The 12588-nt window shown below is 71.3% G+C and carries 13 protein-coding genes; all 13 read right to left on the bottom strand.

All coding sequences use genetic code 11. The features are described 5' to 3' along the window. Positions 1–80 precede the first annotated feature (80 nt). Positions 81–1637, bottom strand: coding sequence for a ParB/RepB/Spo0J family partition protein (locus QA861_RS46410; protein ID WP_334595199.1), 1557 nt, complete (start codon positions 1635–1637; stop codon positions 81–83). Between the two features lie 125 nt (positions 1638–1762). Next, positions 1763–2182 carry a hypothetical protein gene (locus QA861_RS46405; RefSeq protein ID WP_334595198.1) on the bottom strand — a complete coding sequence of 140 codons (420 nt, stop codon included), beginning with the start codon at positions 2180–2182 and terminating at the stop codon, positions 1763–1765. Positions 2183–2262: 80 nt separating this feature from the next. After that, on the bottom strand, positions 2263–2877 hold the full coding sequence (locus QA861_RS46400; RefSeq protein ID WP_334595197.1) for a hypothetical protein: 615 nt from the start codon (positions 2875–2877) through the stop codon (positions 2263–2265). Next, positions 2874–3500: a hypothetical protein gene (locus tag QA861_RS46395; RefSeq protein ID WP_334595196.1), complete on the bottom strand. Its 627-nt coding sequence runs from the start codon at positions 3498–3500 to the stop codon at positions 2874–2876. Before QA861_RS46395 ends, QA861_RS46400 begins: the two co-directional genes overlap by 4 nt. Before the next feature lie 119 nt (positions 3501–3619). Beyond that, positions 3620–4852, bottom strand: coding sequence for a DUF6573 family protein (locus tag QA861_RS46390; protein WP_334595195.1), 1233 nt, complete (start codon positions 4850–4852; stop codon positions 3620–3622). Between the two features lie 89 nt (positions 4853–4941). Continuing rightward, positions 4942–5553, bottom strand: a complete 612-nt coding sequence (locus QA861_RS46385; RefSeq protein ID WP_334595194.1) for a hypothetical protein — start codon at positions 5551–5553, stop codon at positions 4942–4944. Between the two features lie 101 nt (positions 5554–5654). Next, positions 5655–6551: a class I SAM-dependent methyltransferase gene (locus QA861_RS46380; RefSeq protein WP_334595193.1), complete on the bottom strand. Its 897-nt coding sequence runs from the start codon at positions 6549–6551 to the stop codon at positions 5655–5657. A gap of 82 nt (positions 6552–6633) precedes the next feature. Then, positions 6634–7251, bottom strand: a complete 618-nt coding sequence (locus QA861_RS46375; protein ID WP_334595192.1) for a hypothetical protein — start codon at positions 7249–7251, stop codon at positions 6634–6636. A 63-nt stretch (positions 7252–7314) separates the two neighbouring features. Further along, positions 7315–8130, bottom strand: coding sequence for an LPD29 domain-containing protein (locus QA861_RS46370; RefSeq protein ID WP_334595191.1), 816 nt, complete (start codon positions 8128–8130; stop codon positions 7315–7317). A gap of 105 nt (positions 8131–8235) precedes the next feature. Next, positions 8236–8493, bottom strand: a complete 258-nt coding sequence (locus QA861_RS46365) for a hypothetical protein (RefSeq protein ID WP_334595190.1) — start codon at positions 8491–8493, stop codon at positions 8236–8238. A 93-nt stretch (positions 8494–8586) separates the two neighbouring features. After that, positions 8587–9063 carry a hypothetical protein gene (locus tag QA861_RS46360; protein WP_334595189.1) on the bottom strand — a complete coding sequence of 159 codons (477 nt, stop codon included), beginning with the start codon at positions 9061–9063 and terminating at the stop codon, positions 8587–8589. Next, complete coding sequence (locus tag QA861_RS46355; protein WP_334595188.1) at positions 9021–9629, bottom strand: DUF3560 domain-containing protein; 609 nt, start codon at positions 9627–9629, stop codon at positions 9021–9023. Before QA861_RS46355 ends, QA861_RS46360 begins: the two co-directional genes overlap by 43 nt. A 2664-nt stretch (positions 9630–12293) precedes the next feature. Next, positions 12294–12588 (bottom strand): hypothetical protein (locus QA861_RS46350; protein WP_334595187.1); only part of this gene is annotated, 295 nt, incomplete at its 5' end.

Here is a 12588-nt window from a genome sequence, read left to right as displayed (position 1 = left end):
GCGAGGCCTTCCGGGCGGACGCGCGCAGAGAGGGAAGAGGGGCCCGGGCCGGACCTGTCACGTCCGGCCCGGGCAGCAGGTCAGGACGCGTCCTCGGAGTCCTCGGCGCTCACGTCGTCCGGGTCGTCCTCGGTGTCCTCGTCGGCCTGGCCGGTGGTGTCGGCCGCGTCCGGCTCGCCCTCCTGGTAGGGCTCGTCGTCGACGATGGCCTGTTCGACGCTGGAGAGCGGGTAGCCGATCTCGGCGAGGAACGACAGCCACGTGCAGGCGTCGGCGCGCATTTCCCGCAGCTCGTAGACGGCGGACCGGGCGGTGCTGTCGGTGCGCCACGTGCGGACCTCGCCCATGCGCTTCTCGAACGTCGCAGCCAGCACCGCGAAGTTGAGCAGGGTGAGCTTGGCCGGGGTCGCCGACTTGGCGCGCTCGGCGGGCTTGTCGTAGCCGGTCAGTTCCTTGATCAGGTCCCGGCGGCCCGCGTCGCCCACCCACTGAGCCACCGGCTTGGGGCAGGAATGGAGCTGCTCGGTGATGAACGCGGCGAGCGGCTTCGGCGCGGTCTTGCGGCCGATCAGGTCCTTCAGCCACCCCTGCCGGGCCCCCTCGGCGGCTCGGTAGGCCTTGTTGCCCGCCTTGATGTACTCACGCGACGGCTCCGACGGCTTGGCCTCACCCGGCGCCTGCGGCTGCTCCTCGGCCCGGTCGCCGTCTGTCTCGGAGGCGTCCTCCTGGGGCGGGTAGTGGCCGAAGCGGTCAGGGTCGGTGCAGAAGTAGTCCACCTCGCCGGGCTCGCGCGGGTTCTCGGCCCAAGTCGCCACGTGGCCGGGGCACTCGGCGTGCGCCTCGGCGCTCATGGGCTCACCGTCCGGGCCGTCAAACTCGCGGAGCGGCTCGGCGGTCGACGGAAGCGTGTCGCCGTCCTCGGCCAGGCGCACACCGGCGGCCTTCAGCTGCGGGCGGACCTGCTCACGGGCGCGCCGCTCTTCGCGGTCGTCGCGCTCCCACTGCACCTGGAACTCGAAGCGGCCCTTGGCGTAGGCGTCCAACAGCCGATTTACGGCGTCGCCGTCGTCGTCGAACTCGCCCAGTACACCGAGGACTTCGAGGTCGAGGTCGTACGTACCGGCTTCGGCGAGTGCCGAACGGGTCCGCTCGCCGACCGACTTGGCGGTCTTCACCGCCTGGGACACGTCCTTGCGGGAGCGGCCGGTGAGCTGGACGACCCTCGCCTGCTTCATGCCCGCACCGACCGCGCCGAACAGGGCGTCGGCCTGCTCCAGCTCGGTCAGGCCCCGGCGGTAGCCGTCGTCGTTCTCGATGAGCTGGTCGATGAAGTCCTCCCCCGCCTCGCGCAGGGAGGGGTCGAGCACGTACGCGGGGACCTCGATCGCGTCCTGCTCCGCCTCGGTCTCCTTGGTGGCCCGGGCGGCGAAGTAGCGCCGGTGGCCCATCTTCAGCTCGTAGGTGTCTTCGCCGAGCGGGAGGACCACGACGGGGACCTTCACGCCGTTGGCGGCGACGGACTTGAGGAATTTCTCGTCCAGGTTGAGGTCCTGGCGGACGTTGTTCTCGTTGACTCGGATCTGGCCGAGCTGCAGGGTGACCCGCTGCATCGGTGTGGTTGTTGCAGTGTCGCTCACGGATTGCTCCTCGTGCGGTCGGTTGGTGTTGAGCAAGTTGCCGCTTGCTCGTGAAATCAATTATACGCCTTTTCGGTCAAGGGGCAACTCCCTTTTTCCTGGGGGATATCGGGCAACCATGCTGGTCACGGCTGCCGCGCTGTCTGGACGCGCCGCAGCGCGGTGAAGAACGGCGCATGGAGCGCGACGTGGTCCGCCGGGAGGACCGAGGCACTGTCCGGCACCATGGTCAGGGCGTCGAGCACCTCGGTCAGCTTCACGAGCGGGGAGCCGTAGGAGTCGCACACGCCCTCGTAGGTGCCGATCCCGGGAAGGCGCGCCACGTAGCGGCCGGCGTGCTCGAATACGGGGTCCTGCCACAGCTCGAACGCCGTACCGGGAGCCTTCGTGAGCAGGTGCACGGCAAGGTCGTACGCGGAGCCGACCGGGACTTCCTCGGTCAGGTAGCACATCCCGAGCACGATGCCGCTGCTGGAGTCGTCGTACGGCTCAAGGCAGTTGTCGTCGATGCCGAGCTGCACGGCGGCCTGGTCCTCGGCGGGCATGGCGTAGACGTAGAGCTGGAGCGCGCGGAACGGTCGGACACGGGGGTCTCCTTCGGACGGGCGCGGGTGCGTGGGGGCGGTCAGATCTCGGTCACCGTCACGGGCGGCAGGCCCATGTGGGCGGCCCACGCTTCGGCGGCGGCGCGCAGCGTGTGGAAGCCCGTCGGCCAGATCGGGTGGCGGGCCCTGTCCGTCGCGTAGACGTAGGTGAACACCTGCGGTCCCATGCCGTGAGCGGTCTGCAGGCGGCCGGTCAGATGGGGGTGCTCGGGGCACCAGATGCGGTAGCGGCCCAAGGCGTCGAGCCCGTCACGGAACACGTCGCCGTGCTCCAGGTGGACGGTGACCGGCTCAGGCCGGGGCGGGGTGGCCCGTACGCCGCCCTTCGTGGGTACGGTGGCGAACCCGGCTTTCTGGAGGTGGGCGCCGATGTCGGCGCACACCCGTAGCCAGGTGTCGCGGGCCGCTCCGGGCCTCGGCGGCTTGCCGAGATGGCGGCCGATGAGCAGCGTCACGTGGGCGGTGCCGTCCTCGCCGGAGTGGCCGACGGACACGGCCGTCTGCTCGCCGGTGAGCTGCTGGCGCTTGAAGGCGGGGAAGCGGCTCGGGGGCAGGGCGCGATGGGTGGCGCGGACGTACCAGGACGGTGCCCCCGGCCGGTAGGGGCAGCGGTGGCGGCCGGTCGGCGTGCTCATCGCGCGGCTTCGTCGGCATCGCGGGAACGGCCGTCCGGGGCCGGTGCGGTGCTCCGGATCACCTCGCCGTAGGCCTTCATGACGGCCTCGGTCGCCTCGTCGCCGACGTAGCGGAAGGTGACGAGGTTGAGGCCGTCGCCGAGAACCTGCGCGGTCACACGCTCGATGGTCCCGCGCTTGCGGTACTCGACGATCCGGGACGGGTCGGACCGGATGACCTCTGCTCCCGGGACCAGTCCCACGAGGCGATCCGCCACGGCGGCCCGGGCCTCGGAGTGCCTGTGTGACTCCTCGTTGGCCGCGAGCACCTTCGGGTAGGTCTCGTCGTAGACCGGCAGCAGCTTGGTACGGACGGCCTGTTCCAGCGCCCTGCCGCCCCGGTCGGCGCGCATCTCCGTACTGGGGCGGTGCCGGGGAGTCAGGTGATACGACGTGTCCGGGTAGGCGACCCTCGCCCGGACATACCCCTCACGCCGTGCGGGACTGATCTCGATGCGCCGCCCGTCGGGGTGTTCCAGAACGGCACCCTCCTTGCCGGAGGCGGCGGACGGGCGGGCACTCCAGCCGTCGCCGGGCATCAACGGCGCGGCTTCGGCGGCGAGTTGGCAAGTGATGGACGGCATGATGGTTCGCCCTCTCGACGGGTCGGTGCCAGATGAGTTGCCGCTCATCCGGGGGACTGCGGCCGCGTGGTCGGCCAGGCCCAGGGGGCGGAAGGTGCCCGCCCCCTGGGCGGTGAGGGTCAGTCCTCGTCGGGCTGCATGATGGTGATCACGGGCTCGCCGTGGTCGCCGGGCCCGATCGCGCAGACGAGCTGGACCGGGCGGGCCTGCCGGGTGCGGCCGTCGCGTGGCACTCGCCGCAGGTCGACGGTGACCTGCCCCTCGCACCCGCCGCTGCGCCGGATCGCCGCGCGGCACATGGTCAACACGTCCCACAGGCGGCCCCGTTCGTCCTGTGGTACCTGCCGCTCGCTGTCGCCCTCGTTCCAGGCCACGCAGCCCTCCCATACGGCGCTGGTGAGGGCGACCGGGACGCGGAAGCCAGCCTCCTGGGCCGAGTCGGCGTCGGCGGCGACAAGGACCTCGTCTGCCAGGGCCTGGGCGCGGGTGTAGGCGTGGATGATCTCGCCCGGGTCGGCCAGGGGGAGTGACCGCATGGCGTCGTCGCTGACGGTGTGGTCGTCGGTGACGGCGGCGTCGTGCAGAACCGAGTCGATGTGGGACAGCACACTGTCGGCGCTCGCCCGTCCTTCTCGCTGGGAGTCGGGGCGGTGCCGGGTGGGCTGCTGCTCCTGCGGGGAGCTGTGGCCGTGGTCGGCCGGGGCGGGGCCGATGGGCGACTGGGCGGTGTCCTCCTCGGCCCCCATCGCCGCGTGCACTTCGAGCACTGTCCCGAGGGCCGTAACCCGCCCGGTGTTTCCGGCGGCCTGCGCCTCGGCCCGCTCCTGCTCGAACTCGTCCCGGATCTGCTCGTGGCTGTAGCCCTGGGCGAGCTTCACGCGGACGGTCTTTCCCACGAGATCGACCGCCAGGTCGGACAGATGACCGGGCAGGCCGTGACCGCCCGGCGCACCGGATGCCCGCGCGTGCCGCGCAAGCGTGCGAGCCGCGCTGTCGTCCTGGGGTGCGCTGGCCGGTCCGGCGGTCTGGTGCGCGTGCCGGGAGCCGGGCGCGGTGGTGGGGGCGGCGGTGGAGGCCGCGGGAACCTCGGCGGCCGGCACGTCGTCCGCCGAGGCGGCGGGGTTCTCGGCGGTCAGGACGTAGAACCGGTTGGAGTGAACGTGGACCGTCCACTTCTGCCCGGGGGTGTCCTCGGTGAGCCGGGCGCGCGGCGTGCTCTCCCACGCCTCGAAGGCGCGCGCCGGGTCGACGGGCAGCATGTTGCCGCTGTCGGAGTCGTAGGCGCGGCAGGTGCGGGCAGCCGTGCGGATGTCCGTCACGCGCTTGGTCCAGTTCCGGCGGATCGTGGTCATCGTGCGTCCTCCTGTGTCGAGTGGTGCCGGATGAGTTGCCGCTCATCCGGTAGGGGGCCGGGCGCCGTGGGTGGCGCCCGGCGGGATGGTCAGGCGCGGGCTGCCGAGTCGGCGGCGTGCAGAGCCGCGCGGGTGGCGTCGAGCAGCGTCACGGAGATGCCACCCGCCTCCAGGTCGGCGGCGGTCAGGCGGCCTGCCGACAGGTCGCAGAGCAGGTTCCCCAGGCAGACCGACAGGGCACCGAGTTCGTAGCGCGGGCCGTGCGGGGTGACCGTGCGCGCGCCCACCAGGAGCCCGTGACGGTCGTAGGGGGCGGCGTTCACCAGGTCGCGCACGGTCGTGTAGTCGTCGGAGGCGCACCCCCGGAAGCGGGTCGCGCGCAGGTAGGCCACCATGGCGCGGTCCATGCGGAAGGTGCCCGGCTTGGTGTGGTCGTCCTCGGCGGCGGCCTCGACCAGCCGTCCCACGGGCTTGGTGCCGGTCCATCCGGAGTTCGCCGGGGTGGTGTCCTTGCCGTGCACTTCGGCGTTGCGGACATGCGCGTACGTGCTGTAGACGGTGGTGCCGCCCGGGCTGCGCTCCTCGTGTCCGGCCACCTTCTCGACCAGCCAGACCGGCTCCGAGCCGGGCCGGTAAGCGGTGAAGTCCTCCCGGTCGAAGACCAGCATTCCGGCGGTGATGTCGTGTCCGTAGGCGCCCATGTGCGGTTCCCTGCCTTCTCGGTGGGTCGGTCGGCGGCCGGCGAGTTGCCGCTCATCTATAAAATCAATAATACACCCCCAGGAGGCGGCAATCCCTTTTTTCAGAACAGGGTGCCTCCTCCGCCGTCGCCGAATCCGGCCGACTGCGCAGGCCTGGGTGCGGCGCCGGTGCGCTCGGCCTTCGGCTTGCGGGGGCGGCTGGTCAAGGCTTCCTGCTCCGTGCGTGCGGCCTGCTCCGCCTGGGCCTCCAACTCGTCCTCGTCGCGGTTGTGCACCACGATTTCGACGGCCGGTGAGGCGTCGCGCCACTGGTCGCGGAAAGGGTCCGTGGGGATGCCGGGGTTGGGGCGGAGCTTGATCCCGGTCTCGCGGTGGAAGCGCTCGTACGCGGGGGAGTCCTGCGAGACGAATCCGGTCTCGATGCGGAACGGCGCGGACTCTCTCGGAATGATGAACGCCCCCCGCCGGGCCAGGGTTTCGGCGACCGCGATCACGTGGAACTCGAACAGCGGCCCCCGGTACCCGGGGGCGTTGGAACTGCGCTTGATCCGCCCGAATGGCGGGTTGCTGATCGCACAGTCGAAGGGACCGAGGATCAGGCCCGGGACGTCGAGCACGTCAGCACAGATCCACGTCGCCTCCGGCAGGACGCGCCGTCCGACCCGCACATACTCCGGGTCCTTCTCCACGCACACGATCTCGCGCGGCGGCAGACGCTCCCAGCGCCGGTTCCAGTAGTCGCGGGCGTGCCAGGCCAGGCGTCCGATGCCCGCGCACAGGTCGATGATGCGGTCACCCGGGATCACGTGGTGGAGTTCGCCGGCGAGCTCGGCCGGTGTGAAGAACGCGCCGTCCAGGGTGCGGCCCATGTTCGCGGACTCGTGGAAGTGATCGAGGACGAATTCCCGCTCCTCGTCGGTCAAGTCCCGTTCCATGTCGACCAGTTCGCGCGCCCGGTTGTGCTGCTTGGTCTGCTCCTTGCTGAGCTTTCCGGCCATGACGTGCCGCCTTTCGGGGTGGTGTGTGCGTCGGTCCGGGGTGTCGCCCGGACCGGCGGTGAGAGGGGCGGTGCGCCCGGCGTTACGTGCTGAGCTGCGGCGTGGCGGGGAACCACCACTCCTTGCGGTCGTCGCCGTCGCGGGGATAGGCGGAGAGGCGGACACCGGCCGTGGTGGCGGAGTGGTAGAAGCACCACCGGCGGTGGGCGATGACGCGGTCCCAGCGCGTGACGTAGCCGTCGAACAGGCTCACGAGCGAGCCGTGCCGGTTGCGTTCGGTCCGGTAGACCGGCCACCGCATGCGGTCGGCCACCTGCCAGCGGGGCCCGATTCCTGCCCGCTCGATCCACAGTTCGGTGCAGTCGTGGCAGGACACCCGGCGCATGGCCTGTCCGAGGTCTGCGGGCTCCCACCAGGCCGGGGTGTCGCCGCACAGAGCGGGGCCGCTGTCCTCCTCGGCGCGGTGAACGGTCAACTCCATGCCGTCGGCGGTGCGGTACCCGGACGCGCCTACGGCGCAACGGGCGATGAACATCCGCCGGGCGCTGCGGGGGGCGGTCGGGGCGGCCTGCGGGGCGCGGGGCGTCTGGACGCCGGCGCAGGCTCCGCCGTCTGTCTCCCACGCCTCGACGGTGCCCGGGTCGGTGACGGCGGGGCGCGGGTGCGGGTGATCGCCGGTGAGCTGAGAGGGGGAGTGCATGGGCATGGGGGCTCCGCTCGGTGGGCCGGGCGCCTGGGGCGCCCGGCCGGTCGGGTGGGTGGCTCAGGCGGTGGGGATCGGCTCGGGCTGCGCCGTGGTTACGGTCAGGTTCTCGGCGCGCAGGTCGGCGGCGACGGCGGCCATGAACTCGGTGTCGGCCTGCTGGTCACGGCTGCCGGGGGCGTACCAGTACTGGTTCTTGCGGTGCCACTTGAAGCCGTGGCGCTTGAGCACGTCGGCGGAGCCGTCGCCCAGACGCGTACCGGTGACCGTCGTCCCGTCCTCGGCGGTGTGCTGGAGCGTGAGCCCTTCCGCGCCCTCTTCGCCCTCCTCATGGGCGGTCGCCGGACGGGCGGCCTGGGCGGTGGCCTGCTTCTTGGCGGCGGCCCAGCGCTGGGGCAGGACAACTTCGGTGGCGATCTGTAGTACCTGCGTCCGCGCGTAGTTGGCCGCGATGCTGTGGCCGTCGATGACCATGGCACCGTGGAAGCCGCCGTTTGAGTGCACGGCGGGGTCTTTACCGTCACGGGCGTCGGACCACAGGGCGGCGGCGGCCTTCCGCGCGTCGTCGGAGATCTCCTGGTGGGTGTTGATGCCGTCGACCAGCGGCTCACCGGTGACCTTCCGGCCCTTGACGGTGACGGTGACCGTGTTGTCGGTGGACTCGTAGCGGTCCTCCTGGCCGTTGAACTGCGCGCCCTGCATGGGGCAGGTGTGCTCCTCGACGTCAGCCGTGCACGGGCCGTCGGTCCAGTAGACGGAGATCCATGCGGAGGCGGTACCGGTGCCCTTGCGCACGTTGAACTTCACGCCGGGGAACGCCTTCTGCAATCGGCTCTTGAGCTCGGCGGCCACGTGCTTGGTGTCGATGTAGTCCATGCCCTGTCCTTCTGCTGCGAGTTGGGTTGGTGGCGGGTGAGTTGCCGCTCACCAGTAAAATCAATAATACGCCTTTGCGGGGAAGGGTTCAACGCTTCGTCCGCATCAGTCGGCGCTGAAGACACATTCACCGTTGACCGTGATCCGGATCGGGATCGTTCCATCCGGGCTGATCAGGTCGCCGGGAACCTCGCCGGTGTCCAGATGTACGGACACCACCAGGCCTTCACCGCAGCTCCAGTAGGCGTAGACCTGGGTCCCGCCGGTCTCCAGGCACGGAAACGTGCCCCGCTGCTTCCGGTGCTGGTGCAGAAACCGCGCGCGTCGGTTCAGGGTGGTCGCTCGGCGCTTGCTCAGTCGCATAGCTGTGCTTCCTCTGAGAACTCCTGGGAGGCGGCCGGGCGCCCTGGCGCTCGGCCATGGGTGGTCAGGCGGTGGGGGTCGGCGTGGTGACGGTCAGGTCGGCGGCGACGGCGGCAATGAACCCGGTGTCGGGGTGGGCTCCGGGGTGATGTCGCGCGGGTCGGCGGGGATCGCCTCGCCCGCCAGGGCGGCCCGCATCTGCTCGGCCGACATGCGCCCGCTCACCTCGTTGTAGGGGAGCGTGTACGTGCTGCCCTTGTGCCGGGTCTCAGCCGTTGCCGCGCGGGTGACCACGCGGCAGCCGCCGACGGCGCCGACGGTGCCGCCGTCATACGCGGCGTGGATGTGCGGCACGGTCGCCGTCTTGGCGTTGACCCGGGTCACCTCGTACCAGGACCCCCGCCACTGCACGAAATCGCCCTTGATGAAGTCGGCCCGACCCCACACCTTGAAGCCTCGGCGCTCCGCCTCCTTGATGGTCTCCGCCCAGTACGTCAGTTCTTCGTCGTACTCGGCCAGACGGCGCGTCAGCTCCTCCCGGCGCGCCTCGGACGGCCCGCGTCGCCACACATCAGCCGTACGGCCCTTGTCGTCGACGCCGTCCCGCTCCCGCAGGACGCCGCGTCGCTCCGCCTCCAGCTTCTCGATGCGGCGCAGCGTGCGCCCGGGTTCTTCCGGTACCGCTCGTAGGCGTCCGCCGCCGCCGCACGGGATGCCCAGTAACCGGCCCGCTCGCCCTCGGCGATGCTCTTGCGCATCGCGTTGTGCATGCGCTCCTGGTCCCGGCGGGCGCGCTTCTCTGAATGGTGGCCCGCCAGGATCGGCTGACCCATCCAGAACCGGTCGCCGATCCGGTCCGAGGTATCCCGCGCCGACTGTGACGACGTCGCTGCCCGTCCGGCCCGGTCCGTGAACCGCTCCGTCCGCTCCTCGGCCGCATCCACGCGGGCGGCCTCCCGCTCCGCGAACGACATGCCCTCTTCGATCACCACAGCGCACGACAGGTCGAGTGCGCGCACCGCGTCCGCAGCCCGGTTGATCTTCCACCGGTCGGCGCCCTTGTAGCGGCTGCCACGGATGAAGATCCCCGGGGTGCGCCGGTAGGTCCAGCCCAGCGGGCGCAACGCTTCCCACACCCGTCACCCTTGGCGGAGCCCTCAACGGTGGTGCCGTCTTCGTGGGTGTGCCGGATGACGATGTCCGCCGCCTCGGCACTCTCCTCCGCTTCCACGATGTCCCCGGGCAGGGTGAGCGCGCGCAGTGCCGCCGGAGAGTGCCCCATGACCCGTGCGGCGCACTCGGCGCAGCGCGGAGCACAGCCGGGCACGTCCCACAGCAGCACCCCGAACCCGCCACACGTGTTTGCCGCCGCGCAGTCACCGCGCCCGGCAGGCTTCGCCCAGTCGATCGGCATAACCGCCACAGCCGCCGCGACGGGGGCGGGGTGTCGACGTCCGGCACCGTGCCGCCCTTTGCCTCCCACACGTCCGCCCCGGACGGGTCGGACACTACGTCAGCCGCCCGCGCGGACACCTCGTGACGGGGTGCCGGCGGGGGGAGCGCTCCGCCATCACCCCGCGCGAGCGCTCCGCCCTCGCCCTCCCACCCGTCCATGCCGCCGGGGTCGCTCACACCCTCGGGGGCAGGCGCCGAGCTGCCCAGCGCGACCCGTGCGAGCGTGCCCGGCTCCGCTGCATGCTGCACAGTCGACAGCATCGAGGGATCTTGGTGCTTGCCCGACCGGCCCACCCGGACTGGCGCCGACCACAACGGGGTGCGCTTGGTTGTCACCCGCCGACCGGTAACCCACACCGCCGAACGGTCCTCACGGAACACCCCGCCGTCCCACACGGCGAGCAACTCATAGGCGAGCGGCTCAGCGTTCTTAACCGCGACACCAGCGACGCGCACGGTCACCATGCCCCCGTCAGTGCTGCGGTGCATGGCCACTGTCCAACCGTTGGCCATGGCTGTTTCCGCAAACGACATGGCAGCCATGGGCAGCCACACCCCGGGGGCCGCCTCACTCTCCGCCACAAGATCTTCCACCGTGGCCCACGTGGCGAGCATCTCGATATTCAGGGGCGAGCCCTCCGCCGGAACCCGCGGAGCCTTCCACGGCTTGACGTCCAGCCCCTTGACCGAGGCGGACGCCTGGCCCTTCTCGACACCGGCCGTACGTCCGTGCGTCTTCTTCGACGGGAGGTCACGGCCGATCAGCGCGCGGCCTTCATCCCGCGCGGCCACGGCATCGGCCAACAGGTCAACGAATGCCCGACGCTGCTCGTTCGGTTCCCCGTGCCTCACGTCCGGGTTCACGTCGATGTCTGCGGGAAGCTCGAACATCACCGCCGTACCGCCGTCGGCGGACACCCACGCCCCACGACCGGCCGGAACATCCCCGGACACGGCACGCGCGAGGAACGCACGCGCCGACTCCGACCGGTGCTCCGGTTCCGCCGCCTCCGCCTCCAGGCCGGACAGCTCATGCTCACACCGCCGGATCGCAGCCCGCGCATCCATCCGCCGCGTATCCGCCGCCCACGACGCCTCACGGGCGCGCTGCGACCACCCGCCGGATGTCTCGTAATGCACCACCACCCACTCACCCAGCACACCAGCCGACCGGCGTACTTCCTGGTGAAGGTCGTACGCATCCCTCCGCCACGCCGCGCACGTCTCCGCGTGCTCCTCCGCCACTGTCAGCCGCTCACGCGCCACGGTCAGCGCACGGCGTGCACGCTCCGTCAGCCACGCCCGCGACACTCGCACCGTGCCCTCATACGGGCCACGGAACGCCACCGGAAACACCCCACCCCCGTTGCCGTGGCAGACCACCGGCAGAACCTCAAGCGCGCCCCCGTCGGTCTCCCATCCGGCCACCCCGCCGGGGTCCGACACGACGTCGGGCAATACGGCCGGACGCTCCACCACGATCGGCACACTGCGCTGGTCAGCCTCCGGGGCAGTGTCACCGGTCGGCTCGGGCGCCTGCGGGGAGGTGGTGGCGGTCGGTCCGGGCTCGGGGCCGCGGGGCGGTGTGACTCCGGGGCAGGCTCCGCCGTCGGCCTCCCAGGCTTCGGCCGTGCCCGGGTCGGACGGGACGGCGTCCGCTGTTGCGGCCACAACCGGCGCTGTCTCCGCCCCTTGAGCGGCGATCGGCTCGACGGTCACCCGGCGGACGACATCGCCGTGCGACCACTCGCCCGTGACCCTGTACCCGCGCGCGGTGATCAGATCGGCGATCCGGTCCAACGGGACGGCGGTGGAGATGAGGTAGTGGCACCCCTCGTCGTTCCACACCGTGGCGCCGTCCCACGGCCGGCCTGCGTGGCGCTGCCCGCATCCGCAATCAAGGCGCAGTGCCGCACCGTGCATCCGCGACCACGTGAGCACCGCCTCTCGGGCGGTCATGGTGCACGTGAGCGACCGCACCCAGCGCTCGTACGCCGAGTCATACAGCCCGAATGTCAGGATCTCCGACGCGATCACCCACCGGCCGAACGCTGCCCCCTCCTCGGGCGTGCGTCCCTCGGCCACGGCGTACGCGGCGAGATCTTCGAGATAGGCGGCGTTCGACGTGAGGTAACCAGTGGGGAGCACTGACAGGACCGGCTCAGCGCCCGGGGCGGCGTTGTCGCCCTCAGGGGAGAGCAGGCAGTCAGCGCCGAAGTAGTCGCGCCCGACGTGCCGTGACGGGTACAGCGTCACGGGGATGGTGCCTTTGATCCACTGGCGCAGCATGACGGGGACTTCGCCTGCCGGGGTGGTGGCGATGTCGGCCGAGACGACCTCAACCGTCACGGGCGACGCGTCCCGCTTGCCGTACACCGACATGGACAGGTCCGGGCGGGTCGGCTGGGTGCGGGCGGTGGGGCCTCGGCGGCCACCAGGTCGCCGACGGCGCGCCATGCGATTCCCTCGGCGGTCTGCTGGCCGTAGCGGGTAAGGGTGGCGCCGTCCCAGCGGTAGCCCCGGGCGGTGAGCCGCCACACGCACCGCAGGACGGTTTCCCCGGTCTCCTGGCGGGCGGTGAGCACCAGGGCGCAGTGTCCCGGCTGCGTCTGGACGGTGGCGGTCCATCCGGCCGCTTCC

This window comes from Streptomyces sp. B21-083, from assembly GCF_036898825.1.
Taxonomy (GTDB): domain Bacteria; phylum Actinomycetota; class Actinomycetes; order Streptomycetales; family Streptomycetaceae; genus Streptomyces.
This window is presented reverse-complemented; position numbering and strand designations above follow the sequence as displayed.

What these genes read in the sequence shown, in the direction of transcription:
- QA861_RS46405 (WP_334595198.1), bottom strand. Translation starts at nt 2,182, where the DNA reads ATGCCCGCCGAGGACCAGGCCGCCGTGCAGCTCGGCATCGACGACAAC.
- QA861_RS46400 (WP_334595197.1), bottom strand. Translation starts at nt 2,877, where the DNA reads ATGAGCACGCCGACCGGCCGCCACCGCTGCCCCTACCGGCCGGGGGCA.
- QA861_RS46395 (WP_334595196.1), bottom strand. Translation starts at nt 3,500, where the DNA reads ATGCCGTCCATCACTTGCCAACTCGCCGCCGAAGCCGCGCCGTTGATG.
- QA861_RS46390 (WP_334595195.1), bottom strand. Translation starts at nt 4,852, where the DNA reads ATGACCACGATCCGCCGGAACTGGACCAAGCGCGTGACGGACATCCGC.
- QA861_RS46385 (WP_334595194.1), bottom strand. Translation starts at nt 5,553, where the DNA reads ATGGGCGCCTACGGACACGACATCACCGCCGGAATGCTGGTCTTCGAC.
- QA861_RS46380 (WP_334595193.1), bottom strand. Translation starts at nt 6,551, where the DNA reads ATGGCCGGAAAGCTCAGCAAGGAGCAGACCAAGCAGCACAACCGGGCG.
- QA861_RS46375 (WP_334595192.1), bottom strand. Translation starts at nt 7,251, where the DNA reads ATGCACTCCCCCTCTCAGCTCACCGGCGATCACCCGCACCCGCGCCCC.
- QA861_RS46370 (WP_334595191.1), bottom strand. Translation starts at nt 8,130, where the DNA reads ATGGACTACATCGACACCAAGCACGTGGCCGCCGAGCTCAAGAGCCGA.
- QA861_RS46365 (WP_334595190.1), bottom strand. Translation starts at nt 8,493, where the DNA reads ATGCGACTGAGCAAGCGCCGAGCGACCACCCTGAACCGACGCGCGCGG.